Source organism: Pseudomonas sp. ADAK13 (genome assembly GCF_012935715.1).
In the GTDB taxonomy this organism is placed as follows: domain Bacteria; phylum Pseudomonadota; class Gammaproteobacteria; order Pseudomonadales; family Pseudomonadaceae; genus Aquipseudomonas.
Map to the genome: position 1 here is coordinate 2,482,623 of NZ_CP052860.1, position 23,968 is coordinate 2,506,590.

21 protein-coding genes are annotated in these 23,968 nt (G+C 62.0%); 10 read left to right on the forward strand and 11 right to left on the reverse strand.

The genetic code is table 11. The features are described 5' to 3' along the window. Window positions 1–118: 118 nt before the first annotated feature. Window positions 119–2,041: an acetyl-CoA hydrolase/transferase family protein gene (locus HKK54_RS11495; RefSeq protein ID WP_169386838.1), complete on the forward strand. Its 1,923-nt coding sequence runs from the start codon at window positions 119–121 to the stop codon at window positions 2,039–2,041. Window positions 2,042–2,127: 86 nt separating this feature from the next. Here the strand turns inward: HKK54_RS11495 and HKK54_RS11500 are convergent, their stop codons facing one another. Beyond that, on the reverse strand, window positions 2,128–2,700 hold the full coding sequence (locus HKK54_RS11500) for a xanthine phosphoribosyltransferase (protein WP_169386839.1): 573 nt from the start codon (window positions 2,698–2,700) through the stop codon (window positions 2,128–2,130). Window positions 2,701–2,757: 57 nt separating this feature from the next. Beyond that, window positions 2,758–4,767 (reverse strand): DNA helicase Rep, encoded by a 2,010-nt coding sequence (gene rep / locus HKK54_RS11505; RefSeq protein ID WP_008439414.1) that lies wholly within the window; start codon window positions 4,765–4,767, stop codon window positions 2,758–2,760. A 267-nt stretch (window positions 4,768–5,034) separates the two neighbouring features. Here rep and HKK54_RS11510 point away from each other — a divergent pair, with 267 nt between their 5' ends. Beyond that, window positions 5,035–6,705, forward strand: a complete 1,671-nt coding sequence (locus HKK54_RS11510) for a putative bifunctional diguanylate cyclase/phosphodiesterase (protein WP_010168151.1) — start codon at window positions 5,035–5,037, stop codon at window positions 6,703–6,705. Between the two features lie 158 nt (window positions 6,706–6,863). Here HKK54_RS11510 and HKK54_RS11515 read toward each other — a convergent pair whose 3' ends face one another. Then, the gene (locus tag HKK54_RS11515) at window positions 6,864–8,267 is read right to left on the reverse strand and encodes a NorM family multidrug efflux MATE transporter (protein ID WP_169386840.1); all 1,404 of its coding nucleotides are present in this window, start codon (window positions 8,265–8,267) and stop codon (window positions 6,864–6,866) included. Between the two features lie 152 nt (window positions 8,268–8,419). Between HKK54_RS11515 and HKK54_RS11520 the strand changes: the two genes are divergently transcribed. Continuing rightward, complete coding sequence (locus tag HKK54_RS11520; protein ID WP_010168147.1) at window positions 8,420–9,340, forward strand: LysR substrate-binding domain-containing protein; 921 nt, start codon at window positions 8,420–8,422, stop codon at window positions 9,338–9,340. Window positions 9,341–9,517: 177 nt separating this feature from the next. Beyond that, on the forward strand, window positions 9,518–11,494 hold the full coding sequence (locus tag HKK54_RS11525) for a methyl-accepting chemotaxis protein (RefSeq protein WP_169386841.1): 1,977 nt from the start codon (window positions 9,518–9,520) through the stop codon (window positions 11,492–11,494). Window positions 11,495–11,612: 118 nt separating this feature from the next. On the opposite strand, the gene HKK54_RS11530 is transcribed toward HKK54_RS11525, so the two are convergent. Then, window positions 11,613–12,536 (reverse strand): ABC transporter six-transmembrane domain-containing protein, encoded by a 924-nt coding sequence (locus HKK54_RS11530; protein WP_178120977.1) that lies wholly within the window; start codon window positions 12,534–12,536, stop codon window positions 11,613–11,615. Between the two features lie 92 nt (window positions 12,537–12,628). Here HKK54_RS11530 and HKK54_RS11535 point away from each other — a divergent pair, with 92 nt between their 5' ends. Continuing rightward, entirely contained in the window at window positions 12,629–13,213 is a 585-nt protein-coding gene (locus tag HKK54_RS11535) for a TetR/AcrR family transcriptional regulator (RefSeq protein WP_169386842.1), read from the forward strand. Here the strand turns inward: HKK54_RS11535 and HKK54_RS11540 are convergent. Continuing rightward, window positions 13,200–14,696 (reverse strand): YifB family Mg chelatase-like AAA ATPase, encoded by a 1,497-nt coding sequence (locus HKK54_RS11540; RefSeq protein WP_169386843.1) that lies wholly within the window; start codon window positions 14,694–14,696, stop codon window positions 13,200–13,202. The two genes, HKK54_RS11535 and HKK54_RS11540, sit on opposite strands and share 14 nt — an antisense overlap. A gap of 97 nt (window positions 14,697–14,793) precedes the next feature. Beyond that, window positions 14,794–15,702, reverse strand: coding sequence for a LysR family transcriptional regulator (locus HKK54_RS11545; RefSeq protein WP_010168138.1), 909 nt, complete (start codon window positions 15,700–15,702; stop codon window positions 14,794–14,796). A 234-nt stretch (window positions 15,703–15,936) separates the two neighbouring features. Here HKK54_RS11545 and cfa point away from each other — a divergent pair, with 234 nt between their 5' ends. Next, window positions 15,937–17,049 (forward strand): cyclopropane fatty acyl phospholipid synthase, encoded by a 1,113-nt coding sequence (gene cfa / locus HKK54_RS11550; RefSeq protein WP_081480055.1) that lies wholly within the window; start codon window positions 15,937–15,939, stop codon window positions 17,047–17,049. A gap of 52 nt (window positions 17,050–17,101) precedes the next feature. On the opposite strand, the gene HKK54_RS11555 is transcribed toward cfa, so the two are convergent. Next, window positions 17,102–17,362, reverse strand: coding sequence for an accessory factor UbiK family protein (locus HKK54_RS11555; protein WP_010168136.1), 261 nt, complete (start codon window positions 17,360–17,362; stop codon window positions 17,102–17,104). A 422-nt stretch (window positions 17,363–17,784) separates the two neighbouring features. Here HKK54_RS11555 and glnK point away from each other — a divergent pair, with 422 nt between their 5' ends. The 4 genes from glnK to sutA all read left to right on the forward strand — a co-directional run bounded on the left by glnK (window position 17,785) and on the right by sutA (window position 20,563). Beyond that, entirely contained in the window at window positions 17,785–18,123 is a 339-nt protein-coding gene (glnK, locus tag HKK54_RS11560) for a P-II family nitrogen regulator (protein WP_002555808.1), read from the forward strand. A gap of 34 nt (window positions 18,124–18,157) precedes the next feature. After that, a complete protein-coding gene (locus HKK54_RS11565) occupies window positions 18,158–19,498 on the forward strand; it encodes an ammonium transporter (protein ID WP_008439352.1) in 1,341 nt (446 codons plus the stop codon). 209 nt (window positions 19,499–19,707) lie between these two features. Beyond that, complete coding sequence (locus tag HKK54_RS11570; RefSeq protein WP_003208787.1) at window positions 19,708–20,133, forward strand: secondary thiamine-phosphate synthase enzyme YjbQ; 426 nt, start codon at window positions 19,708–19,710, stop codon at window positions 20,131–20,133. A 103-nt stretch (window positions 20,134–20,236) separates the two neighbouring features. Beyond that, complete coding sequence (sutA, locus tag HKK54_RS11575; RefSeq protein ID WP_003208791.1) at window positions 20,237–20,563, forward strand: transcriptional regulator SutA; 327 nt, start codon at window positions 20,237–20,239, stop codon at window positions 20,561–20,563. A 244-nt stretch (window positions 20,564–20,807) separates the two neighbouring features. Here the strand turns inward: sutA and HKK54_RS11580 are convergent, their stop codons facing one another. From HKK54_RS11580 to dapF, 4 genes are read right to left on the reverse strand one after another with little or no spacing between them, the layout of a single operon-like run. Beyond that, window positions 20,808–21,506, reverse strand: coding sequence for an HAD family hydrolase (locus HKK54_RS11580; protein WP_169386844.1), 699 nt, complete (start codon window positions 21,504–21,506; stop codon window positions 20,808–20,810). Continuing rightward, window positions 21,503–22,402: a tyrosine recombinase XerC gene (gene xerC / locus HKK54_RS11585; RefSeq protein ID WP_010168027.1), complete on the reverse strand. Its 900-nt coding sequence runs from the start codon at window positions 22,400–22,402 to the stop codon at window positions 21,503–21,505. The genes HKK54_RS11580 and xerC overlap by 4 nt, the downstream gene beginning before the upstream one ends. 2 nt (window positions 22,403–22,404) lie before the next feature. Next, window positions 22,405–23,121 carry a DUF484 family protein gene (locus HKK54_RS11590; RefSeq protein WP_010168025.1) on the reverse strand — a complete coding sequence of 239 codons (717 nt, stop codon included), beginning with the start codon at window positions 23,119–23,121 and terminating at the stop codon, window positions 22,405–22,407. A gap of 13 nt (window positions 23,122–23,134) precedes the next feature. Then, on the reverse strand, window positions 23,135–23,965 hold the full coding sequence (gene dapF, locus HKK54_RS11595; RefSeq protein ID WP_169386845.1) for a diaminopimelate epimerase: 831 nt from the start codon (window positions 23,963–23,965) through the stop codon (window positions 23,135–23,137). Window positions 23,966–23,968 lie beyond the last annotated feature (3 nt).

A 23,968-nucleotide genomic window follows, 5' to 3' on the forward strand; every position in this document is an offset into this window, starting at 1 on the left:
AAGCCGCTGACCAGCGGCTTTTTTGTGCCCGCGATTTACCTTTTGAGGCTGTTCTTTGCAGCAAAGACCCGGCAAGCTCGGTCCAACCCCAATTCATGGAATGTTCGGGAGAAGTCGGATGGTGCAGTTGTGTTCAATCGAGCAAGCGGTCGACGACGTACTGGAACGGTTGCCGGCGCATATTCACATGGGCATGCCCCTGGGCCTGGGCAAACCCAACCTGTTCGTCAATGCGCTGTACCGGCGCATCGCCAAGCTGCCGGACCGGGCGCTGACCATCTACACCGCCCTGGCCCTGGGTCGTCCGACCTTGGGCGATGGTTTGCAGAAGCGCTTTCTGGAACCCTTTATCGAGCGGGTTTTTGGTGATTATCCCGAGCTGGAATTCCTCGCCGCCCTGCGCAAGGACAACCTGCCATCCAACATTCACGTGCAGCAGTTCTTCATGCAGCCCGGCAGTTTGCTCCACAGCCTTTCGGCCCAGCAGGATTATGTCAGCAGCAACTACAGCCATGCTGCCCGTGATATCAACGCCGCCGGCCTCAACCTTGTGGCGCAACTGGTGGCCAGCAGCGCCGAACACCCGGACCGCCTGAGCCTCAGCTGCAACGCCGACATCACCCTCGACCTGTTGCCGATGATCGCCAAGCGCCGCGAGGCCGGTGAGACCATTTTGGTGGTGGGCCAGGTCCACAGTGATTTGCCCTACATGCCCGGCGACGCCGAATTGGGCATGGACGCATTCGACTTCCTGATCGACGAGAAGGACAGCACCACGCTGTTCTCCACCCCGAATATGCCGGTGGGCTTCCAGGACCACTTTATCGGTTTGCACGCCAGCACCCTGGTGCGCGACGGCGGCACCTTGCAGATCGGTATCGGCTCCATGGGCGACGCACTGACCGCCGCCTTGCTGGCGCGCCAGGCGGACAACGAGGCGTATCGCCTGTTGCTCACCGACCTGGATGTGTACCAATGGGCGCCGCTGATCAGCCATGAAGGCGGCGTCTCGCCCTTTGCCCGTGGCCTGTACGGTTGCAGTGAAATGTTCGTCAACGGCCTGCTGGTGCTGGCCGATGCCGGGATTGTGCGGCGCAAGGTGTACCCGGATGTCGCGACCCAGCAGCGGGCCAACGCCGGCACCCTGGACGAAGCGGCGCAGACCGACGGGATCTCGGTGCACGGTGGCTTCTTCCTCGGGCCGCGCAGTTTCTACGAGCGCCTGCGTGATTTGCCACAGAGCAAGCGCCTGGAATTCAACATGACCCGCATCAGCTACATCAACGAGCTGTACGGGCAAGAAGAGCTCAAGCGTTTGCAGCGTGTGGATGCGCGTTTTATCAACAGCGCGTTTACCGTGACCCTGATGGGCGCGGGCGTGGCCGACCAGTTGGAAGACGGTCGGGTGCTCAGCGGTGTTGGCGGGCAATACAACTTCGTTGCCCAGGGCCATGCGCTGGAAGGCGCGCGCTCGATCCTGATCCTGCGCAGTTGGCGCGAATCGGGTGGTGACGTCAGCTCCAATATCGTCTGGGAGTACGGCCACTGCACCATTCCCCGGCACCTGCGGGACATCGTCATCACCGAATACGGGATCGCGGATTTGCGCGGGCAGACCGATGCCAAAGTGATTGAAAGGCTGCTGAACATCACTGACTCGCGCTTCCAGGATGACTTGATCGAACAGGCGCAAAAGGCCGGGAAGTTGCCGAAGGATTTCCAGCTGGATCCGCGTTTTGCCGATAACACGCCGGAGCGTTTGCAGGGGATTCAGGCGCGGCATCCGCGGTTGTTCCCGGAGTATCCGCTGGGGAGTGATTTCACCGAGGAAGAGCGGGATTTGTTGCGGGCGTTGAACTGGCTCAAGAGCAAATTCAAGCTGACGGAGATTCTGGAGCTGGGCAAAGCGGCGCTGGATGCACCGGAACCGGAGGCGTTTCCCGAGCACCTGGTGCGGATGCGGCTGGATAAGCCCGAGGGGTTGAAAGAAGACTTGTATCAGCGCCTATTGCTCGCCGGCCTGCAGGCCACCGCCCACTAACCAGGCACCACACATCAAATGTGGGAGCTGGCAAGCCAGCTCCCACATTTTGAGTGGTGTTCACTCGGGATTTGCAGAGCTGCAAGTCACTTGATGAAGGTCACCACGCCACCCGCCAACGACTGCACGCGCGCCAGCGACTCAACCCGGTAACCCTGCGCATCCAGCTCCGCACGGCCGCCCTGGAACGACTTCTCGATCACGATCCCCAGGCCGGCAACGGTCGCGCCGGCCTGTTTGATGATCGAGATCAGCGCCTGGGACGCCTTACCATTGGCCAGGAAGTCATCGATGATCAGCACGCGGTCGCTGCTGGTCAGGTGGCGCGGGGAAATCGCCACGGTGCTTTCGGTTTTCTTGGTGAAGGAATACACCGTCGCCGACAGCAGGTTTTCGGTCAGGGTCAGGGACTGCTGCTTGCGCGCGAAAATCACCGGCACGCCCAGGTTCAGGCCGGTCATGATCGCCGGCGCAATGCCCGAGGCTTCGATGGTGACGATCTTGGTGATCCCCGAATCCTTGAACAACGCAGCGAATTCGTCACCGATCAGTTTCATCAGCGCCGGGTCGATCTGGTGGTTCAGAAAGGCGTCGACCTTGAGTACCTGATCGGAAAGCACGATGCCTTCTTCGCGAATTTTCTTGTGCAGTGCTTCCACGAAAGCTTCCTCTGTTGGCGCAACACGCGCCGAAAGTAGATTAAAAAGTAGTCGATTCTAGCGCTTTAACATCGCGCGTATATCCGCCAGGGCGGTGTTGCCGCGAACGGCTTTGACTTCGGTCGGTGTGTCGTCGTTGCCTTCCCACGCCAGGTCGTCCGGCGGCAGTTCGTCGAGGAACCGGCTCGGGGCACAATCGATGATCTCGCCGTACTGCTTGCGCTTGGCGGCAAAGGTAAAGGCCAGTGTCTGACGCGCGCGGGTAATGCCCACGTAGGCCAGGCGCCGTTCTTCCTCGATGGTGTCGGCTTCGATGCTGGAGCGGTGCGGGAGGATTTCCTCTTCCATGCCCATGATGAACACGTAGGGGAATTCCAGGCCCTTGGACGCGTGCAAGGTCATCATCTGCACGCCCTCGGCACCGTCTTCCTCTTCCTGCTGGCGTTCAAGCATGTCCCGCAGGACCAGCTTGCCGATGGCGTCTTCGACGGTCATCTCGCCTTCTTCGTCCTTCTCCAGGGTGTTTTTCAACGCCTCGATCAGGAACCACACGTTGCCCATGCGGTAATCGGCGGCCTTGTCGCTGGAGCTGTTGGTGCGCAGCCAGTTCTCGTAGTCGATGTCCATGACCATGCTGCGCAGGGCGCTGATCGGGTCTTCGCCGGCGCACTGTTCGCGCACCTTGTCCATGAAGCGCTTGAAGCGCGCCAGGCGATCGGTGAAACGGGTGTCCAGGTGCTCGCCCAGGCCGATTTCGTCGGTGGCGGCGTACATCGAGATCTTGCGTTCGGTGGCGTAGTTGCCGAGCTTTTCCAGGGTGGTCGAACCGATTTCCCGGCGTGGGACGTTGATCACCCGCAAGAAGGCGTTGTCGTCGTCCGGGTTTACGATCAGCCGGAAGTAGGCCATCAGGTCTTTCACTTCCTGGCGTCCGAAGAAGCTGTTGCCGCCCGACAGACGATAGGGAATCTGGTGGTGTTGCAGCTTCAGCTCGATCAGCTTGGCCTGGTAGTTGCCGCGGTACAGGATCGCAAAGTCGCTGTAGGGCCGGTCGGTGCGCAGGTGCAGCGTGAGCAGTTCGACGGCCACGCGCTCGGCTTCGGCGTCTTCGTTGCGGCAGCGAATCACGCGGATCTCGTCGCCGTGGCCCATCTCGCTCCACAGTTGTTTTTCAAACTCGTGGGGGTTGTTGGAGATCAGCACGTTGGCACACCGCAGGATGCGGCTGGTGGAGCGGTAGTTCTGCTCCAGCATCACCACTTTCAGGGACGGGTAATCGTCCTTGAGCAGCATCAGGTTTTCCGGGCGAGCGCCGCGCCAGGCGTAGATCGACTGGTCATCGTCGCCTACCACGGTGAACTGGTTACGCTTGCCGATCAGCAGCTTCACCAGCAGGTATTGGCTGGCGTTGGTGTCCTGGTATTCGTCCACCAGCAGGTAGCGGACCTTGTTCTGCCACTTTTCGAGGATGTCGGCGTGTTCCTGGAACAGCTTCACCGGCAGCAGGATCAGGTCGTCGAAGTCCACCGCGTTGAACGCCTTGAGCGTGCGCTGGTAGTGGGTGTAGACGATGGCGGCAGTCTGTTCCTTGGGGTTGCGCGCGGCTTCCAGGGCTTCGGCGGGCAGGATCAGGTCGTTTTTCCACGAGCCGATCATGTTCTTGATCTCGTCGACGCCGTCGTCGCCCGCGTATTCCTTCTGCATGATGTCGGTCATCAGCGCCTTGACGTCAGTTTCGTCAAAGATCGAGAAGCCCGGCTTGTAGCCCAGACGCACATGCTCCTTGCGGATGATGTTCAGCCCCAGGTTGTGGAAGGTACACACGGTGAGGCCACGGCCTTCGCCACCCTTGAGCAGGGTGCCGACGCGCTCTTTCATTTCCCGCGCCGCCTTGTTGGTAAAGGTCATGGCGACGATGTACTGGGCACGGATGCCACAGCTCTGGATCAGGTGCGCGATCTTGCGGGTGATCACGCTGGTCTTGCCGGAACCGGCACCGGCGAGCACCAATAGAGGGCCGCCGACGTAGTTCACGGCTTCTTGCTGCCGGGGATTGAGTCGGGACATACGAAATTCAGGAGGTCATTGATCAAAAGGGCGGGCATTTTAACAGGCTGGCAAGATTCTGCTGCCTCTGAACGACAGTGTGACGTACCACTCGATCTAAATTTGCCGGTTTTGTTACTTTGCCGCAGGATGTGCAGGGTATTTAGGACTATTGTTCGGTCTAGAGCTGCACAGTGCGCATTTGATAACCCATATCATTGGTCATTATCGGGGCGCACGTCATAATGCCCGCCGCCAACGAAATTTTGCAGAGTCTAGGGAGCTAGCTTGTCTACGCCTGTCGAACCCTTGCGTTTGCTGCTACTGGCCGATGAGCCAGCGTGGGCAGCGTTATTGCGCGAGTGCCTGGCGCCGATGGGCGATGGGGCTGTGCTGATCAGCGCACCAAACTGGGAGTCTGTGAGCAATCTGTTCGACGACGATCACAGTGCAGTGTTACTGACCACGGCCAACCTTCAGCCCGGCCCCGGTCGTTGCAGCTTGCCAACGGTACTGTTGTTGGAGGAGGAACCTCTGGTTTCGCCCCTCGGCGTCAGCGACTGGCTGATCCTGAATGCATTGGATGTCGATACATTGCGCCGTTGCCTGCGGCATGTGCGCGAGCGCGGTGTGCTGGAAAATACCCTGCAACGCCTGGCCGAGCAGGACCCGCTGACCGGCATCGCCAACCGCCAGGGTTTCCAGACCCTGCTGACCGCCCGCCTGGCGGAAAATGAAGGCCGTGGCGTCGCCCTCGGTCACCTCGACCTTGACAACTTTCGCCACGCCAACGACGCCCTCGGCCATCAGGCCGGCGACCGGCTGATTCTGCAAGTGGTCTCGCGGCTCAAGAGCCAGCTGGAGGCCGGTGATCAACTGGCACGCCTGGGCAGCGATGAGTTCGCCCTGCTGATCGACACCCGCCGTGCGCCCCAGCGCGCCGAATGGATGGCCGAGCGCATCATCGAAGCCATGGCCGAGCCGTATTGGGTGGATGGCGAAAGCCTGCTGATCGGCTGCAGCCTCGGTGTGGCCCATGCCCGCGCCAAGGCCGGCGCCGACCCGCTGATGTGGCACGCCCACATCGCCATGCAGCAAGCCAAGAGCACCCAGGGCTGCACCTTTCATATCTTCAACGAACGCATCAACCGCAACGCCCGCAGCCTCGCCGACCTCGAAAGCGAACTGCGCCGGGCGTTGCGCCGTGACGAACTGGAGCTGCACTACCAACCCCGCCTGGACCTCGACGACGGGCATATCGTCGGCCTCGAAGCGCTGGTGCGCTGGCGCCACGGTGAGCGCGGCCTGCTGCCGCCGAGCGAGTTCGTGCCGCTGGCCGAGCAAAGCGGCCTGATCGTGCCGCTGGGTTACTGGGTGATCTCCCGGGCCCTGCGCGACATGCAAGACCTGCGCGAACGCGGGATTGCGCCGTTGCACATGGCGGTCAACCTGTCGTTCCGCCAGTTCCAGGACAGCCAATTGCTCAGCACCCTCAGCCGGCTGATTGCCGAGCGCGGCGTGGAGGCCCAGTGGCTGGAGTTTGAGCTGACGGAAACCGCTGTGATGCGCCGCAGTGACCTGGTCAAGCAGACCATGGACGCCCTCGGCCGGCTGGGCGTGCGCTTTTCGCTGGATGACTTTGGCACTGGTTTTTCGTCGTTCGTGCACCTCAACAGCCTGCCGATTGCCTTGCTCAAGATCGACAAGAGCTTTGTCGGCGGCATGGAAGAGCGCGAAGAGAACCGCAAGCTGGTCCACGCCATGATCAACCTGGCCCACAACCTGAATCTGGAAGTGGTGGCCGAGGGCGTTGAAACGGCAGAACAACTGGCGTTGCTGCGGTTGTTCGGCTGCGACCAGGCCCAGGGTTACCTGATCAGCAAGCCGCTACCGTTGGCGGAACTGGTGGACTACCTGACGTTTGGTGACAGCCAGGAGTTGGTGGGCGGTGTGATCTGACGTTGTAAACCCGATCAAAACTGTGGGAGCCAGCTTTTGTGGGAGCTGGCTTGCCTGCGATAGCATCACCGCGGTGTGTCTGACACACCCAGGTGCCTGTATCGCGGGCAAGCCCGGCTCCCACATAAGCCAACTCCTACACTGACCGAGTACAGTCGTTACTCAGGCTGTGCGGCTTGAAACCCGCGGTGGGTTTCAGGCTCCTGGCGAATCATCCGCTTCATCTTCCGTTCAAACGCCCAGGTCAGGCTGACTGCCGCGCACGCCAGGCCCAAGGCCAGGCCCCACCACACGCCCGTCGGCCCCCAGCCGAGGTTAAACGCCATCAGCCACGCGGCCGGTGCGCCGATCAGCCAGTAGCAACCCAGCCCGACCAGGAACGTGGTCTTGGCATCCTTGAGCCCGCGAATGCAGCCCATTGCGATGGTCTGCACACCGTCGAACAGCTCAAACCACGCGGCCACGGCCAGCAGGCTGACGGCGAGGTTGATCACATCGCGAAAGGCCGGGTCGTTCTGGTCGAGGAACAGGCTGATCAGTTGTTGCGAGAACAGCCACAGCACTGCTGCAAAGCCCAGCATCACCAGCGCGCCAAAGCCGATACCGACCCGCCCGGCGAGCCGCGCTTCCAGCAGGTTCCCGGCCCCGTAGTGCTGGCCGATGCGCATGGTGATTGCGTAGGACATGCCTGCCGGCACCATGAACGCCACCGACACAATCTGCAGGGCAATCTGGTGCGCAGCCAATTGGGTGCTGCCCATGGTGCCCATGCACAGCGCCGCGAAGGCAAACAGCCCGACTTCCACCGCGTAGGTGCCGCCAATTGGCAGGCCCAGGCGCCACAGTTCCCGCAGGTAATGCAGGTTGGGCCGCAGCAGGCCCTTGCGCAGCGGATAAGCGTCGTAGGCGCGGTTGTATTTGATGTACCAGATCAGCGCCAGGGCCATGCAGTTGGCAACGATGGCCGTGACCAGGCCAATGCCCACCAGCCCGAGTTTCGGCAGGCCGAACATACCTTCGATCAAGGCATGGTTGAGCAGGTAGTTGATCACCGTGCCGCCCAGGCTGATGACCATCACCGGCGTGGCCTTGCCGATGGCGCTGGTGAAGCCGCGCAACGCCATGAACGTCAGGTAGCCGGGCAGGGCGAACGGCAGGATGGTCAGGAACTGGCCGGCGGACGCGACGTTGGTTTCGGTCTGGCCGAACATCAGCAGCACTGGCTTGAGGTTCCACAGCAGCAAGCCGGCCACCAGCGCCATCAACCAGGCCAGCCATAGCCCGGCCTGGGTCAGCCGGGTGGCGCCTTCGATGTCGCCCGCGCCTTGGCGGATGGCGACCAGCGTGCCCACGGCCGCGATCACGCCGATGCAGAAAATCGACACGAACGAGTAGCTCGCCGCGCCCAGGCCGCCGCCGGCCAGGGCCTCGGGGCTCAGGCGGGCCATCATCAGGGTGTCGGTCAGCACCATCAGCATGTGGGCCAACTGTGAGGCAATCAACGGCCCTGACAGCCGCAGAATGGCCCAGAGTTCGGTACGCGCCGGATGCTGCATGATCATCACGCTCAAAAAGTCAGGTAAGAGTGGAAGGGTTGATTCTCGGCGCTCTCAGCGCATTGCACAAAGGGATAAATCCGATGGTTCGCATGATTAAAACTCATGCCTAAATGATTCTGGTAGGGTTTCGATATTGCGCCGTCGGAGCTTTCCCCATGTCTCGTCGTCTCCCTCCTCTTTACGCGTTACGCGCCTTTGAAGCGGCGTCCCGTTACAACTCGTTCACCCGGGCGGCGGAGGAGTTGTCGATCACCCAAAGTGCGGTGAGCCGGCACATTCGTACCCTGGAGGAACATTTCGCCTGCCGCCTGTTCCAGCGCAGCGGCCGTACCTTGCAACTCACCGAGGCCGCGCGCCTGCTGCTGCCGGGCGTGCGCGAAGGCTTTGCGGCCCTGGAGCGCGCCTGCCATACGTTGAACGCGGAGGACGACATCCTGCGCATGAAGGCACCGTCCACCCTGACCATGCGCTGGCTGCTGGCGCGCCTCAGTCGCTTCCGGCACTTGCAGCCGGGCAATGAAGTGCAACTGACCAGCGCCTGGATGAGCGTCGATGAGGTGGACTTCAACCAGGAGCCGTTTGATTGCGCGGTGTTGCTGAGCAATGGCCATTTCCCGCCGGATTGGGAGGCCAGCTACCTGTTTCCTGAACTGCTGATTCCGGTGGGCGCGCCGAACCTGTTGAGCGACGGCCCCTGGGATGTCACACGGCTGGCCACTGCCGAATTGCTGCACCCGACGCCCGACCGGCGCGACTGGCGCTACTGGCTGGAGCGCATGGGGCTGTCATCCCAGGTGTCGCTCAAGGGCGGGCAAGTGTTCGACACCCTGGAGTTGGGCATGATCGCCGCCGCCCGGGGTTATGGCGTGTCCATGGGGGACTTGCTGATGGTGGCCGAAGACGTCGCCCAGGGCCGCTTGAGTTTGCCGTGGCCCACCGCCGTGGCCAGCGGGGAAAATTACTATTTGGTGTGGCCGAAAACCCGGCCCGGTGGCGAGCGTTTGCGACGGTTGGCGGACTTTCTGCAGGGCGAGGTACAGGCGATGGAATTGCCCCGGGTGGAGCGCCTCGATTGAGCTGATTGTGCGCCTGGGAGCAATCGTTTGCGTGATACCCCTGCGAATTGCTCAAGTATTGAGCTTGCCCGCCGAAGTAGGGTTGTTGGAACCACCGTTCTACAACGTTTCCCTATTAGAATTTTGCCGAGCAGCGCTAAGAGATCAGGATGATCCTGGCCTCGGCCAGGAGCCTTCATGTCTCAACCTCGCGCCCGGATCGCCTCCCAACTGGGTCTTGCACTCGCCGTGATACTGGCTGTCGTTATCAGCGGCAGCACGGTGTTCGCCTTGCGTTCGCTGGACTCCGCCAACCTCGACACCCGCGAGGAACACCTGGCCAGCGAGGCCCGGTTGCTGGCTGACCAACTCAATACGTTCCACAGCACCTTGCGCGAAAGTACCCAGCGCTTGAGCGGGCTGTTTGAAAAGCGCTTCAGCGCGGGCCTGAGTGTGCGTCCGGGGCAACCGGTGACGGTGGCGGGCGTGCAGACCCCGGGCCTGTACCTGGGCGAGGAAGTGCTGAACAACAACTTCGCTGAAGTCGACGAGTTCAAGCAGATGTCCGGCGGCGTGGCGACCTTGTTCGTACGCAGTGGCGAGGACTTTATCCGCGTCAGCACCTCCCTGACCAAACAGGACGGCAGCCGCGCCATCGGCACGGCGCTGGATCACCAGCACCCGGCCTATCAACGCTTGCTCGGCGGGCAGGGTTACGTGGGCCGTGCGGTGTTGTTCGATCGCTCCTACATGACCCAATACAGCCCGGTGCGGGACGCCAGCGGCAAGGTGATTGCGGTGCTGTTCGTCGGCTTCGATTACACCGATGCGCAGAACGCCCAGTTCGAGAACCTCAAGCGCTTCCGCATCGGCCAGACCGGTTCCCTGGCGTTGCTGGATGAACAGAAGCACTGGCTGGTGCCGCCGGCGGGCGTGCACGCGTTGGATCAGGCGATTCCGGTGATGCTCGATTTGGCCGCCAAACCTGGCAAGGGCCGCTTCTGGAGCGACAAGAACGAAGACTTCTACAGCGTCGCAGTGCCGTTTGAAGGCGGCCCGTGGTCGGTGGTGGCGAGCATGCCGAAAGCCGAAATTCGTGCGGTGACCTGGTCGGTGGGCATTCGCCTGGTGATCGGCAGCGTGCTGGCGATGTTGCTGGCGGTAGGCGCGGCGGTCTGGTTGCTGCGCAGCAAGTTGCAGCCATTGGGCGACCTGGTGCGTCAGGCGGAAGCCCTGGGCGCGGGCGATTTGAGTGCGCGGCTGAACGTTTCCAGCCATGACGAGATTGGCCAGTTGGCCCGCAGTTTCAACCAGATGGGCGAAGCGCTGTCGACCATGGTGTCGCACATCCGCAAGGCGGCTGAAGACGTAAACAGTCGTGCCCAGGCGTTGTCGGGGTTGTCTGGCGGTGCCTACGAAGGCATGGAGCAACAGTCCGGAGAAATCACCAGCATGGCCGGCGCGGTGGAAGAGTTCAGCGCCACCTCGCTGAACATCGCCGACAACATGGGCAACACCGAGCGCCTGGCCCAGGACAACGCCCAGCAGACCAAGATCGGCCGCACCTCGATGCAAGAGGCGTCCTCGTCCCTGGAACATATCGCCACCGCGCTGAACAGCACGGCCACAGTGATCAACACCCTGGGCCAGCGCTCCCAGGAAATCGGCGGGATTGTCGGGGTGATCACCGCGATTGCCGAACAGACCAACCTGCTGGCGCTCAACGCTGCCATCGAAGCGGCGCGGGCCGGTGAGCAGGGGCGCGGGTTTGCGGTGGTCGCTGATGAAGTGCGCAACCTTGCGTCGCGCACGCGTCAGGCCACGGACGAGATTTCCGGGATGATTCAGAGCATCCAGCAGGAAACCGGCAACGCCATCAGCACCATGGAGCAAGGCAACGTGCTGATGCAGGAAGGCCTGGCGCGCAATGCTGACGTGGCATCGGCCCTGGCGCGGATCGACGAGCAAAGCCGCTCGGCCGGCCAGCAGTTTGCGGCGATTACCACCGCGACCCAGGAGCAGAGCAGCACGGCGACCCTGCTGAGCAGCAACTTGCAAAGCATTGCCCTGGCCAACAGCGAGCAGCGTGAAGTGGTGTCGAACCTGGCGATCACCGCCAAGGAACTGGAGACCCTGGCGGCGGGCTTGCGGCATGAGGTTGACCGGTTTCGTTGATTGACTGTTCGGGCCCCATCGCGGGCAAGCCCGGCTCCCACAGTTGACCGTGTTGTTCTGGAGTACGCGGTCCACTGTGGGAGCCGGGCTTGCCCGCGATGACGGCCGACCCGACGCCTCAAACGTCGGATCGGTCGCCCAATCCCGGGTCCACACGCTTGCCAATGTCCTTGAGCCGCGCCAGTTGATCGACCATCCCTGGCGCTTCATCCAGGCTGCTGACAAAGGTCCACAGGTAAGTCATCACCGCATACACGTGGCCGGCCTTGACCGCCGGCGACAGCGCCAATTGGCTGATGGCGACCACAAACAGCAGCGCCGCCAGCGTGCCGATAAACAGGAACGCTGCGGCCTCGCGGTCCGACAGCCAGATGCGCAGGCGCGACAGCACCTGGTAGTGACGCTGCAAGGTCTGCGCGCCGACCTTTTCCACCAGGCCGATTTCCTTTTCCAGGCGGTCATTCAAGCGTTCGTGCAGTTCCTGATTGCGTCGGGCAAAGCGTGGCAGCAGGGTGGTGCACAGCACCAGCGCGGTCAGGCACGCCAGGCCGATCCACGGCTCAATCACCAACAACATCACTGCCGCACCGACGATCGACACCAGCGCCGTCGCGATGATCGGCACGTGCTTTTCGAAGAAGTCGACAAAGTCCCGCGCCAACACCACCCGTGCCGCCGCCCGCGAGGTGCTGTGCTTTTGCAGGCGCTGGTTGAGAATCACCGGCACCGCGAGGTCCGCGTAAATGCGGGTAAACGTGCGCGTATCCAACGCCCGTCGCGCCGCGCCGACCACCCAGAACGCCAGCACCACGGCGGCGTAGAACAGCGCGCTACCGGCGTCGCCGCGGATGATCGAGTCCACCGCAAACCCGGCAAACAGTGGGTAGGCCAGCAGCAATGCGTTCTCCAGCGCCACCAGCGACAAGGTGCAGAACAGCTTGCCGGGATAAGCCTTGGCGATCGCCTTGAGCGTTTGGCTGGCGGATTGTTGCCCGATCTTTTTGCTTTCTTCGATCAGGATCTGGGGTGTTACGGATGACATGGGGTGCACCGAGAGTGAGATAAACGCTATTATTGAGCGACCGCTCAAAAAGCAAGCGCCGTCGATCTGCCGGTGCCTGAAGGAAAAGCCTCATGTCGCGTATCGACCGTAAAGACCAGATCATCGCCGCCGCCCTGGAGCTGTTTCGCAGCAAGGGCTTCGCCGATGTTTCCACCCGCGACCTGGCGGAGCATGCCGGGCTGTCCCGCAGCCACGTCTATCACTACTTCAGCGACTGGAAAGACCTGCGCCGCGAAGCGTTTGTGCGATTTGCCAACGAGCAACTGGACGAGGTGCGGGCGCCACTGGAAGGCCTGCCACCGCTGCAAGCCCTCGAAGGTTTCCTGCGTGACTGCCTGCCCTCCACGGCAGAGGCCGGGTGGGCGTTGTGGCTGGATGCCTGGGACGAAGCCATGCACGACGAGCCACTGGCCCAGGCTTACCTGGTGATCAACGCCCAGTGGCAAGCCATGCTCGCGCAGATCATCGAGCAAGGTGTGGCGGCCAAGGTGTTCCGCTGTGAGTCGCCCAAACGCGCCGCGCGGCAGCTGTTCGCCGTGGCCATGGGTTATGCCGATGACTTGATGCTCAAGCCCTCCGTTGAGTCGGCTGAAGCGGTGATGGATGAAGTGATGGAAGTGGCGGCCTTGCTCCTGGCGTTGCCTAAGACGCGCTAGCGGGCCGGTATTGCAAGGCTTCTGCCAGATGATGACGGGCGATGGCCTCCACCTGTTCGAGGTCGGCGAGGGTACGGGCAACCTTGAGCAAGCGATGAGCCGCCCGCAGCGACAGCGTCAGCCGTTCGCACGCGCTCTCCAGCCAGCCTTCATCAGCCTTTTTCAGTTTGCAGTGCTGGCGTAGCCCCGGCAGGTCGAGAAAGGCGTTGGCGCAGCCCTGGCGCCGTTGCTGGCGCTCCCGGGCCTCGGCGACGAGCACGGACGCGCTGGCGGTGTCATCACCGGACTGTGTGCCCGGGTTCAGCGCGGTGCTTTCCCGGGCGACGGTCACGTGCAAGTCAATCCGGTCCAGCAGCGGCCCCGAGAGTTTGTTGCGATAGCGCTGGATCTGCTCCGGCGTGCAGCGGCAGCGCCCGCTCGGCTCGCCCACGTAGCCGCAAGGGCAGGGGTTCATCGCCGCTACCAACTGAAAGCGCGCCGGGAAACTCACCCGGTCGCGGGCGCGGGAAATCACGATATGCCCGGATTCCAGTGGTTCACGCAGCACTTCCAAAACCTTGCGATCAAACTCCGGCAGCTCATCAAGAAACAGCACGCCGTGATGGGCAAGGGTGATTTCCCCCGGCTGCGGTTTCGAACCACCGCCCACCAGCGCAGGGCCGGATGCCGAATGGTGCGGCTGACGAAACGGCCGGTGCGGCCAATGGCTCAGCGGCGCCAGGCTGATCACCGACTGAATCGCCGCCACCTCCAGCGCTTCCTGTTCGCTCAAGGGTGGCAACAACCCCGGCAGACGGCTGGCGAGCAAGGTCTTGCCGGTGCCCGGCGGCCCGCTGAGCAACAGGTTGTGGGCGCCCGCCGCAGCGATCAACAGCGCACGCTTGGCCGCCAGTTGGCCCTGCACTTCACTCAGGTCGGGGTAGGGTTTGTTCAAATACATCAGGCCACTGGAAACAAAGGGCTCGATCGGCACGTGACCGTTCAAGTGCGTTACCACTTGCAGCAGATGGTCCACGGCAATCACCTTCAACCCCGAGGCAAGGCAGGCTTCCTCGGCATTGGCCCGGGGCACGATCAAGGTGCGCCCGGCCTTGCGCGCCGCCAGGGCTGCCGGCAACACACCTTTCACCGCACGCACCTCGCCGGACAGCGCCAGCTCGCCCAGGCATTCCACGTTATCGAGGGTCAATGTCGGCACCTGCACGCTGGCGGCGAGAATCCCCAGGGCAATCGCCAAATCAAAACGCCCGCCGTCCTTGGGCAGGTCGGCGGGCGCGAGGTTGAGGGTGATGCGGCGGGACGGGTATTGCAGCGCAGAATTGAGAATGGCGCTGCGCACGCGGTCCTTGCTTTCCTTGACCGCGGTTTCCGGCAGGCCCACCAGCGTCAGCGATGGCAAGCCGTTGGCCATGTGCACCTCGACAGTGACGGCGGGGGCTTCAACGCCAATCTGGGCGCGGCTGTGGACGATGGCGAGGGACATGCTCGATCCTTGAAATGAGTGGCCGCTTCCTGCGGTTTTTCAAGGGTAGTTCAGCGCTGGCGGAGCGCGGCGGGGAGGTTTTACAGAACGTATCGGGCTACTGGTCCGTCGGCGGCACACACAGAAACTCTTTCGCCAACGTCAGCCACGCCTGCGCCGCAAACGACAGCTTGCACTGCCGACGCCACGCCAGCATCAGCCTCCAGTTCAGGGCCGGCGACTGTATTTCCGCGATGCTGAACTGGCTGGCGTCGAGGGTTTCGCAGAACGCCCGGGGCAGCAGGGTGATGCCCACGCCCAACCGTACCAGGGAGGCGATAAAGTCCCATTGGCTGCTACGGCCGCTGATGCGCGGCTCAAAACCGGCTTGGGCACAGGCATCGAGAACAAACTGGTTCAGGGTGAAGGTGTCATCGTAAAAGATGAATTCGCAGGCGTGCAGCTCGCTCAGTTCCACCGAGCTGCGGCCTTGCCAGGGCGAGTCGTGGGGCGCGAGCAGGCACAGTGGTGATTCGAACAAGGGCATGGATTCGAATTCGGACCAGATATCCGCCACGCGCGGTGAGTCCAGAATGGTGCCGAACTCCAGGGTGCCTTGGCGCAGGTCCTGAATGGTGATGTTGCCGCCGCTCTCGAACAGTTTCAGTTCGATCTTCGGGTAGCGGGCGTGGTATTCCGCAAAGATCGGCGCCAGGGCGAGGTGGGTGGAAGGCGAAAGCCCCATGCGCAGGGCCCCGCGCCCGACCTGCTGCAGGTCTTGCAGCTCCACGGTCATCTCATCGTGCAGCGCGATCATTTCCTTGGCGCGCTTGAGCACAATCTCCCCGGCGTCCGTCAGGGTGAAACGTTTGCCCATACGGTCCAGCAGTTTCAGGCCAAGGCTCGACTCCAGTTGCTGCACCATTTTGCTGACCGTTGGCTGGGTCAGGTGCAGTTTGGTGGCGGCCTTGGTGAAGCTCTGCTGGTCTACGACTTCTACAAAATAACGGAGCGCCCGGATGTCCATCTTGCATTCCAATTTTGCATGGTTTTCATAATATTAATTCATTATATCTTTAAAAATTGGCTGGATAAGATTTGTTACATCTGTTCCCAGCCAGCGTTCCCGGTGAGGCCCGAAGGGCCTTTCCAGACGCTTCCATGGCCAGATTTCTCGCAGTGTATGAATCAAAGGCAACGCTATTTCTGGAGAGCAATTGTGCTTAACAAAACGCGTCATTCTTTTTCCGGTTCTGATGAGATGTCTCAGGGAGCGCGCTTCGTTAAGGAGTTGCTGGCGCAGGCGCAGATCGAGGTCAACGGACCGTCGGCTGCGGATATGCAGCTGCACCACAGTGCCACGTTCGACCTGGCCCTGGCCAAGGGAAACCTGGGGCTTGGCGAAGATTATATGGACGGCGGCTGGGACGCCGAGGCGCTGGATGAGTTTTTCTACCGGCTCATGCGCTCCGGCGTGATTGACCAGGCCAACCCGGCCACCTTGTTGTTTCACGCGTTCAGCTCCCGATGGCTGAACCTGCAAAACAAGAAGCGTGCCTGGCAAGTCGGCGAAGCGCACTACGACCTCGGCAATGACTTTTACGCGCGCATGCTCGACTCGCGCATGACCTACACCTGCGGCTACTGGAAAGACGCCACCACCCTGGAACAGGCGCAGTTCGCCAAGCTGGACCTGATCTGTAAAAAGCTGGGGCTCAAGCCGGGCATGCGCGTGCTGGATATCGGCTGTGGCTGGGGCAGTTTCATGAGCCATGCCGCCGAGCACTACGGTGTGGAGTGTGTCGGTGTGACCATCTCCAAGGAGCAGGCGGAGTGGGGCCGCGCCAAGTACGCCCATCTGCCGATCGAGTTTCGGCTCCAGGATTATCGGGATATCGACGAGCAATTCGACCATATCGCCAGCGTCGGCATGTTCGAGCACGTGGGTCGCAAGAATCATCGGGCGTATATGGAGGTTGCCAACCGCTGCCTGAAAGACGAGGGGCTGTTCCTGCTGCACACCATCGGCAAGAACCAGCGCAACAGCACGCCGGACCCGTGGATCGACAAATACATCTTTCCAAACGGTGATTTGCCCTCGATCGGGCAGATCGGCGACGCCATGGACGGATTATTTGTTGCCGAGGATTTGCACAACTTTGGCGCCGACTATGACAAGACGCTGATGGCCTGGTGCGAAAACTTCGAACTGGCGTGGCCGGATTTCGCCGACACCTTTGGCCAGCGCTTCTACCGGATGTGGCGCTATTACCTGCTGTCGTGTGCAGGAGCGTTTCGCGCGCGGGATATCCAGCTGTGGCAGTGGGTGTTGTCGAAGAAGGGGGTTGTTGGCGGGTATCAGCGGGTGAGCTGATGGCTGCAACGGTTTAACGGGGACAGGCGAAACCTGCCCCGGTTGGGCCTGTTTATTCGGCGGCCGGCGCCAATCGCGCTTCCAGCTCCGCCACCTTGGCCTCAAGGCTTTCCAACCGCGCCCGAGTGCGCGCCAGCACCACCATCTGGCTATCAAACTCTTCCCGGCTTACCAGGTCCAGCTTGCTGAAACCGCTCTGCAGCAGAGCCTTGAACTGGCTTTCAATTTCGTTGCGCGGCAGCGGTGTGTCGCTGCTGAACAGGCGGGAGGCGTGGCCGCTCAGGGCGTCGAGGAGGTCTTTGGGCGCGAGCATGGGAAATAGTCCGGAAAATCTGTTGGCCGGCAGTGTATCACGCAGCGTCTATAGTCTTTTTCGCCACCACAGGCGCACGCTTTTCGCGCATGGGGCCGGGCGGTCGCGCACCGTTTTCGTGCGTATCTTCGCGGCAATGGCGCCCGGTGGGTGGCCGCAAGCGAACAAAGGACTGATTTCAGTGATTTTTACGGAGCTGGCAAGCTTTCTGCTTAGACGTTCATGACCCATGCACTGATGCAGTCGCTGTGACGATGCAGTGCGCCGACGGACCAGCGGTACATGTTTCGTCACCAGTGGTTAGCGAGCGTCGCAATGGCAAATGCCAAGGCGACGAAGCGTTACAAAGCCAGGCACTGCGCTTAGACTTGAGACGGGTTTGTTTTCCTGGGGCAAGTCCACCAATTCGGGAGAGAGTTTTCATGAAGCTAGTCACTGCCATCATCAAGCCGTTCAAGTTGGACGATGTACGCGAGTCACTGTCCGAGATCGGCGTGCAGGGCATTACCGTCACTGAGGTCAAAGGCTTCGGTCGGCAGAAGGGTCACACCGAGCTGTATCGCGGCGCGGAATACGTGGTCGATTTCCTGCCAAAGGTGAAGATTGATGTCGCCATTGACGACAAGGATCTTGACCGGGTTATCGAGGCGATAACCAAGGCCGCCAACACCGGCAAAATCGGTGACGGCAAGATCTTCGTGGTCAATCTGGAACAGGCTATTCGCATCCGTACCGGCGAAACCGATACCGACGCAATCTAAGCCGCCAAACCCCAACGCCCCAGGAGAAAACAATATGACTCTGCGTAAATTCGCAGGGCTAGGAGCCCTGTTGTCCCTCGTAATGCCGGCCCTGGCCATGGCGGCGGACCCAGTACCTGCTCCAGTCCTCAATTCCGGCGACACCGCGTGGATGCTCACGTCGACCGCGCTGGTGCTGTTCATGACCATTCCAGGCCTCGCGCTGTTCTACGGCGGCATGGTTCGTTCCAAAAACATTCTTTCCGTGATGATGCAGTGCTTCGCCATCACCGGCCTGATCACCATCCTGTGGTTCGTCTACGGCTACAGTATGGCGTTCGACACCACCGGTATGGAAGCAGGCGTCGTCAACCTCAACTCGTTTGTGGGTGGCTTGTCCAAACTGTTCCTCTCGGGTGTGACCCCGGCCAGCATCACCGGCCCGGCGGCGTTGTTCCCTGAGGCGGTGTTCGTGACCTTCCAGATGACCTTCGCGATCATCACCCCGGCGCTGATCGTCGGTGCGTTCGCCGAGCGTATGAAGTTCTCCGCGATGCTGATCTTCATGGGCGTCTGGTTCACCCTGGTCTACGCACCGATTGCCCACATGGTATGGGGCGGTCCGGGTTCGTTGCTGGGCGACTGGGGCGTACTGGACTTCGCAGGCGGCACCGTGGTGCACATCAACGCCGGTGTGGCCGGCCTGGTAGCGTGCCTGGTACTCGGCAAGCGTAAAGGCTTCCCAACCACCCCAATGGCACCGCATAACCTCGGTTACACCCTGGTGGGCGCGGCCATGCTGTGGGTCGGCTGGTTCGGCTTCAACGCCGGTTCCGCTGCTGCGGCCAACGGCACTGCCGGCATGGCGATGCTGGTGACCCAGATCGCTACCGCTGCGGCGGCGCTGGGCTGGATGTTCGCCGAGTGGGTCACCCACGGTAAGCCAAGCGCTCTGGGCATCGCCTCGGGTGTGGTTGCGGGCCTGGTGGCAATCACTCCAGCCGCTGGCACCGTGGGCCCGATGGGCGCCCTGGTGATCGGCCTGGCTGCCGGTGTGGTGTGCTTCTTCTGCGCCACTACCCTGAAACGCAAACTGGGCTACGACGACTCCCTGGACGCCTTCGGCGTGCACGGTATCGGCGGTATCCTCGGCGCGATCCTGACTGGCGTGTTCGCTGCACCGTCGATGGGTGGCTTCAACGCCGCGACCACCGATATCGCCGCACAGGTCTGGGTTCAGGCCAAAGGCGTCGGCTTCACCGTCATCTACACCGCTATCGTGACGTACATCATCCTCAAGGTGCTGGACGTGGTGATGGGCCTGCGGGTGACCGAAGAGGAAGAGGCTGTCGGCCTCGACCTGGCGCAACACAACGAACGCGGCTACAACTTGTAAGTACGCGAAAAAAAGATGCCCGGCTTGCCGGGCATTTTTTTGCCTGGGGTTTGTCTGTGGCTAAAGGTGTATGGGTTTTTTGGCGACTTTGTGATGGGATCCACACCGCACTTTTCTGTGTGCGAATGTCTTACAGGCATGTAGGCGTATTCGGCACTTTGTTTTTTCCCTGAGCGCGCTAGAATGCGCGCCGATGGGCGGAGAACTGTATGTGGCAACAGACCCTGATAACCCTGCGGGCCAAGCCCCGGGGCTTTCATCTGGTAACGGACGAGTTGCTCGCCGGCCTGCCTGAATTGAAGGCCTGTCGGGTGGGCCTGTTGCATTTGTGGCTGCAGCACACCTCGGCCTCGTTGACGGTCAACGAGAATGCCGACCCGGCGGTTCGCCGTGACTTCGAGCGTTTTTTCAATGCGCTGGTGCCGCAAGGCACGGCGGGATATGAACACAACGACGAAGGTCCGGATGATCTGCCGGCGCACTTCAAGGCCAGTCTCCTGGGCTGCCAGCTGAGTTTGCCGGTAAGGGCCGGCCGCTTGGCGATGGGAACCTGGCAAGGTGTTTATCTGGGCGAGCACCGTGATCATGGCGGTGCTCGTAAAGTCCTCGCCACCTTGCACGGTGATGGGGCATAAGCCACTGGTTAACCGGTGGATGTTGATTTTTTTCCGGCCGCCGTCGACAGGTGGCGAAGCTGGGCTATAACTAATCTGCTTTTCGCAAGTCATGAGGTAGAACATGAGCGACGATGATCTGGAAAACGACGACCTCGAAGTAGGCGACGACGACGAAACCGAAGAAGGTCTTGAGGCGGCTGCCGAAGACGTGGCTGACGACGACGGTGGCGACGATGCACCGGTCCCGGCAGCCAAGGGCAAGGCCAAGGCTGCGGTGTCGGTTGACGAACTGCCGAGCGTAGAAGCCAAGAACAAAGAGCGCGATGCGCTGGCCCGTGCGATGGAAGAGTTCCTCGCTAAAGGCGGCAAAGTGCAGGAAGTCGAGGCTAACGTGGTGGCAGATCCACCGAAGAAGCCTGATAACAAGTACGGCAGCCGGCCTATCTAAGGCCTGCTGTTTGCTTGCTGAAAAAGCCCGCCGTCGCTGCGGGCTTTTTCATGGGTGAAACAAAAGCGTTGGGGCTGATACTGAAGAGTGTGTGTGGCGAGGGAGCTTGCTCCCGTTGGGGCGCGAAGCGCCTCCTGGTTGGGTCGACGCGGTCTTTCAGAAAGGCCGTCGTGGCTGGTTCAGGGGCCGCTTCGCAGCCCAACGGGAGCAAGCTCCCTCGCCACAAAAGCCCTTCATCATCAGGTTATGCGTTCCAGCGGGCGAGGAGAGCTGGCAATTCAGTCAGGCTGCGAATCTCGGCGTCCGGGCGCTTTTGCGCTTCCCAGGCCTTGCCCGCTGGGTTGAACCACACCGCCCGCAGCCCCGCCTGCTGCGCACCGGCAATGTCATCCCCGGGATGATCCCCGACGTGCACTGCCGCGCCCGGCTCTACGCCACCGCGCTGCAAGGCTTCCTGGAACAACCGTGCATCCGGCTTGGCGATACCGATGTCTTCAGCCCGCAGTGCAAAGTGGAAGTAGTCCGCCAGCCCCACACGCTGCACATCGGCGTTGCCGTTGGTGATCACGCCCAGCAGATAGTCGCGGCGCAACGCTTGCAACATCGGCTCGGCCTCGGGAAACACCGTGAGCTGGTGGCGCGCGTGGATGAACGCTTCAAAGCACACATCCGCCATCTGCGCCGCTTCCGGCAACGGGTATCCGGCCTCCTCGAAGGCGTGCTGCAGCACCTTGTGGCGCAACACGCTGATGCGATATTTGAGTTCGGGATGCCGCTCCAGAACCTGCTGGCGAAGGCTGGCGAATTTCTCCAGGGGCAAGTCGCCCACCTTGGTGGCATGGGTCGCCAGCCACTCGCGCATCGACGCCTCGGCGCTGATGATGACTGGCACGTTATCCCAGAGCGTGTCGTCCAGGTCGAAGGTGATCAGCTTGATGCTCATGAGTCACTGCCCTTAATGCGTTTGGCCCGTGGATGGGCGCTGTCGTACACCGTTGCCAGGTGCTGGAAGTCCAGGTGGGTGTAGATCTGGGTGGTCTTGATGTCCGAGTGACCCAGCAACTCCTGCACCGCGCGCAGGTCCTGGGACGACTCCAGCAAGTGGCTGGCAAAAGAGTGCCGCAGCATGTGCGGGTGCAGGTTTTGCCCCAGTTCGCGCTCGCCGGCGGCCTTGACCCGTACCTGAATGGCCCGTGGCCCGAGCCGCCGGCCTTGCTGGCTGATAAACACGGCGTCATCCGCCGGGTTGGCCAGGGCGCGCAGGGGCAGCCACAGCAGCAGGGCTTCGCGGGCCTTCCTGCCCACCGGCAATACGCGGGTCTTGCTGCCTTTGCCGAGCACCTGCACCAGGCCATCCGCCAGGTCCAGTTGATCGAGGTTTAGCCCGGTCAGCTCCGACAGGCGCAGGCCCGAGGAATAGAACAGTTCGAGAATCGCCTGGTCGCGATGGGCCAGGAAGTCATCTTCCACGGCGCCATCGAGCAATTGCAGGGCGCGATCCGTGTCGAGGGTCTTGGGCAGGCGGCGTTCGCCCTTGGGCGGCGCCAGGCCGTTGGCCGGGTCGTGGTCGCACAGGCCTTCGCGGTTCAGGTAGTGATAGAGGCCGCGCACCGCCGACAGCAGGCGTGCCAGGCTGCGGGAGGATTGGCCTTGCTGGTGCAGTCGGGCGATCAGGCTGCGCAAGCCCTGGATGTCCAGGGCCTTCCAGCTGCTGATGTGATGTTTCTCGCAGAACGCCAGGACCTTGTTCAAGTCCCGTCGGTAGGCTTCCAGGGTATGCGGCGACACCTGGCGCTCGCTGCGCAGGTGAGCGCAGTAGGCGTCCAGTTGTCGTTCCATGGCTAGCGCACCGCGCGCAGGGCGGTGGTGAAGCGTGGCAGGACGCGGCCCAGCACTTCGGCGATATAGCTCAGGAACAGCGTGCCCACCGAACTTTTGTAGTGCTGTGGATCGCGGCTGGCGATGGCCAACACGCCATGCAAGCCTTGATGACTGAGGGCGACCACGGCGGTAGAGCCGATCTGCTGGCGCTGCTCGGCGCCAAACAGGAAGTCCAGCTCGTGCTCACGCAGGGTGCCGCTGATGGTCTTGCCTTCGGACAGCAGCCCGCCAATGGCAGTCTGGGCGTCGCTGCCACTGACCCAGCGACCCACCGGCATCGGGTTGTCGCTGAACAGGATCAGGCTGACAAAGGGCACCTGGAAGTCCTGGCGCAGGCTGTCTTCCACGGCAATCACCGCTTCTTCCAGGCTGGCGGCGTCCATCAGGGTCAGGACCAGGCGGCGGGTCTTGTCGAACAGGCGGTCATTGTCGCGAGCCACGTCCATCAGCTGCGAGAGCCGATGGCGCATTTCGATATTGCGCTCGCGCAGGATCTTCATCTGCCGCTCCACCAGCGACACGGTGTCGCCGCGCTGGTGGGGAATGCGCAGGGCCGGCAGCAGTTCTTCGTGTTCGACGAAGAAGTCCGGATTAGCCTCCAGATACGCCGCAACGGCTGCGGCCTCCAGACTTTCGCTTGGGGATGCTTTCGCGGGTACTTGAGGCTTATCAGTCATTAGATTTGCTCACTCATAGACGGACCTGTCCTTCGTAGACGCGGGTGGCCGGGCCGGTCATTTTCACCGGATGGCCGGGGCCTGCCCATTCGATGGACAAACGTCCGCCGGGCAGGTCGATCAGCAGTGGCGAATCCATCCACCCCTGGCTGATCGCGGCTACGGCAGCGGCGCAAGCACCGGTGCCGCAGGCCTGGGTTTCACCGGCACCGCGTTCCCAGACGCGCAACTGCGCACGGGAACGGTCGATGACCTGCAGGAAACCCACATTAACCCGCGCCGGAAAGCGCGGGTGGTTTTCGATCTTCGGCCCCAGTTCATGAACCGGTGCGCTGTTGATGTCATCCACCCGCAGCACGGCGTGGGGGTTGCCCATGGACACGGCGGCCAGGTTGACGGTCTTGCCGTCCACGTCCACCGGGTAGCTCAGCGCCTGCTCGGTGGCCTGGAACGGAATGTCCGCCGGCACCAGCCGTGGGGCGCCCATGTTGACGCCGATCTGGCCGTCGCTGCGAATATCCAGCTCGATGATGCCGCTTTTGGTCTCGACGCGAATCTGCCGCTTGGCGGTCAGGCGCTTGTCCAGCACGAAGCGGGCGAAACAGCGGGCACCGTTGCCGCACTGTTCCACTTCGGAGCCGTCGGAGTTGAAGATCCGGTAACGGAAATCCACTTCCGGGTTGCTCGGTGCTTCCACCAGCAGCAACTGGTCGAAGCCGACGCCGGTGTGACGGTCGCCCCACAGCTTGGCGTGCTTGGGCAGGATGTGCGCGTGCTGGCTGACCAGGTCGAGGACCATGAAGTCGTTGCCCAGCCCGTGCATCTTGGTAAAACGCAGCAGCATGAC

What these genes read in the sequence shown, in the direction of transcription:
- HKK54_RS11495 (WP_169386838.1), top strand. Translation starts at nt 119, where the DNA reads ATGGTGCAGTTGTGTTCAATCGAGCAAGCGGTCGACGACGTACTGGAA.
- rep (WP_008439414.1), bottom strand. Translation starts at nt 4,767, where the DNA reads ATGTCCCGACTCAATCCCCGGCAGCAAGAAGCCGTGAACTACGTCGGC.
- HKK54_RS11515 (WP_169386840.1), bottom strand. Translation starts at nt 8,267, where the DNA reads ATGATCATGCAGCATCCGGCGCGTACCGAACTCTGGGCCATTCTGCGG.
- HKK54_RS11520 (WP_010168147.1), top strand. Translation starts at nt 8,420, where the DNA reads ATGTCTCGTCGTCTCCCTCCTCTTTACGCGTTACGCGCCTTTGAAGCG.
- HKK54_RS11525 (WP_169386841.1), top strand. Translation starts at nt 9,518, where the DNA reads ATGTCTCAACCTCGCGCCCGGATCGCCTCCCAACTGGGTCTTGCACTC.
- HKK54_RS11530 (WP_178120977.1), bottom strand. Translation starts at nt 12,536, where the DNA reads ATGTCATCCGTAACACCCCAGATCCTGATCGAAGAAAGCAAAAAGATC.
- HKK54_RS11535 (WP_169386842.1), top strand. Translation starts at nt 12,629, where the DNA reads ATGTCGCGTATCGACCGTAAAGACCAGATCATCGCCGCCGCCCTGGAG.
- HKK54_RS11540 (WP_169386843.1), bottom strand. Translation starts at nt 14,696, where the DNA reads ATGTCCCTCGCCATCGTCCACAGCCGCGCCCAGATTGGCGTTGAAGCC.
- HKK54_RS11545 (WP_010168138.1), bottom strand. Translation starts at nt 15,702, where the DNA reads ATGGACATCCGGGCGCTCCGTTATTTTGTAGAAGTCGTAGACCAGCAG.
- cfa (WP_081480055.1), top strand. Translation starts at nt 15,937, where the DNA reads ATGTCTCAGGGAGCGCGCTTCGTTAAGGAGTTGCTGGCGCAGGCGCAG.
- HKK54_RS11555 (WP_010168136.1), bottom strand. Translation starts at nt 17,362, where the DNA reads ATGCTCGCGCCCAAAGACCTCCTCGACGCCCTGAGCGGCCACGCCTCC.
- glnK (WP_002555808.1), top strand. Translation starts at nt 17,785, where the DNA reads ATGAAGCTAGTCACTGCCATCATCAAGCCGTTCAAGTTGGACGATGTA.
- HKK54_RS11565 (WP_008439352.1), top strand. Translation starts at nt 18,158, where the DNA reads ATGACTCTGCGTAAATTCGCAGGGCTAGGAGCCCTGTTGTCCCTCGTA.
- HKK54_RS11570 (WP_003208787.1), top strand. Translation starts at nt 19,708, where the DNA reads ATGTGGCAACAGACCCTGATAACCCTGCGGGCCAAGCCCCGGGGCTTT.
- sutA (WP_003208791.1), top strand. Translation starts at nt 20,237, where the DNA reads ATGAGCGACGATGATCTGGAAAACGACGACCTCGAAGTAGGCGACGAC.
- HKK54_RS11580 (WP_169386844.1), bottom strand. Translation starts at nt 21,506, where the DNA reads ATGAGCATCAAGCTGATCACCTTCGACCTGGACGACACGCTCTGGGAT.
- xerC (WP_010168027.1), bottom strand. Translation starts at nt 22,402, where the DNA reads ATGGAACGACAACTGGACGCCTACTGCGCTCACCTGCGCAGCGAGCGC.
- HKK54_RS11590 (WP_010168025.1), bottom strand. Translation starts at nt 23,121, where the DNA reads ATGACTGATAAGCCTCAAGTACCCGCGAAAGCATCCCCAAGCGAAAGT.
- dapF (WP_169386845.1), bottom strand. Translation starts at nt 23,965, where the DNA reads ATGCTGCTGCGTTTTACCAAGATGCACGGGCTGGGCAACGACTTCATG.